This is a genomic window from Vibrio sp. YT-16, assembly GCF_033337405.1.
Lineage (GTDB): Bacteria > Pseudomonadota > Gammaproteobacteria > Enterobacterales > Vibrionaceae > Vibrio > Vibrio alginolyticus.
In genome coordinates, this window is record NZ_JAWOQQ010000091.1 from 1 (window position 1) to 1,292 (window position 1,292).

Sequence of the window (1,292 nt, forward strand, 5' to 3'; positions counted from 1 at the left end):
TGTGTGGGCACACCACATGTTCACGACAGGCATGCCCGTGTTTGCAGAATTGTTCTTTATGTATTGCACCATGTTGATTGCGGTACCGACCGGAGTAAAAGTGTTTAACTGGGTCGCAACCATGTGGCGTGGCGCACTGACCTTTGAAACGCCAATGTTGTTTGCGATTGCGTTTATTGTTCTGTTCACTATTGGCGGATTCTCGGGTTTGATGCTTGCTATTGTGCCTGCGGATTTCCAGTACCACGATACCTATTTTGTGGTTGCGCACTTCCATTATGTCTTGGTGTCTGGCGCGGTCTTCTCGATCATGGCGGCGTCGTATTATTGGTTGCCGAAATGGACGGGGAATATGTACGACCACAAGTTGAGTTTGTGGCATTTTTGGTGCTCAGTCATTTCCGTCAATGTCCTTTTCTTCCCGATGCATTTTTTAGGTTTGGCGGGCATGCCGCGAAGAATCCCTGATTACGCGATTCAATTTGCGGATGTGAACCAAATCGTATCTATCGGCGGCTTTGCCTTTGGTTTGTCGCAACTGATTTTCTTGTGGGTCGTGATCAAGTGCATTCGTGGCGGAGAGAAAGCGTCGGCCAAACCTTGGGAGCGTGCAGAAGGATTAGAGTGGACTGTGCCAAGCCCTGCACCTCATCACACCTTTAGTACGCCGCCTAAAGTGGATTAACGGAACGAGAGGCGAAGAACATGGCAGAAAAATCATCCCACAAAAAGCTCACGATAAAGTTAGTGCTGGCCACTTTTGCCATGTTCGGGTTCGGTTTTGCGCTCGTGCCGCTCTATGACGTGATGTGTGATGCGTTAGGTATCAACGGTAAAACCAGTGATGTTGCAGCGATTCAACCTACGGGGATGCAACCCGATTTGAGCCGGACGATTCGTGTGGAGTTTATGGCACACGTCAACCCAGATATGCCGTGGGAGTTTAAGCCGAAAGTCATTTCGATGAATGTTCATCCAGGTGAAGTCGTGCAAACTGAATACTTGGCATTTAACGAAAGTGGACAAAGGCTGGTGGGGCAGGCGGTGCCTTCCGTTTCTCCCGGCAACGGTGCTGCTTACTTCAACAAAATAGAGTGCTTTTGTTTTACGCAACAGCCGCTGGATGGAAAGCAGCACGCTCAGATGCCATTGATTTTCTATATTGAGCCCGATTTGCCGGACTCAATACATACATTAACGCTGTCTTATACACTCTACAAACTTCCTCCGCCCACAGGCAGTTAGCCTCTCAAGGAGTGAGATACAGGCCAAATAGTGTCTGTAAGGAGAGA

Annotated in this window: 2 protein-coding genes; both read left to right on the forward strand. The window is 48.8% G+C overall.

The genetic code is table 11. From position 1 onward, the window contains the following. On the forward strand, positions 1 to 685 hold a 685-nt coding region (locus tag R7F07_RS24950; RefSeq protein WP_318110627.1), incomplete at its 5' end, for a cbb3-type cytochrome c oxidase subunit I. Positions 686 to 705: 20 nt separating this feature from the next. Then, on the forward strand, positions 706 to 1,245 hold the full coding sequence (locus R7F07_RS24955; RefSeq protein WP_005498389.1) for a cytochrome c oxidase assembly protein: 540 nt from the start codon (positions 706 to 708) through the stop codon (positions 1,243 to 1,245). Positions 1,246 to 1,292: the final 47 nt, after the last annotated feature.

Coding starts and splice junctions, on each gene's coding strand:
- R7F07_RS24955 (WP_005498389.1), top strand. CDS start 706: ATGGCAGAAAAATCATCCCACAAAAAGCTCACGATAAAGTTAGTGCTG.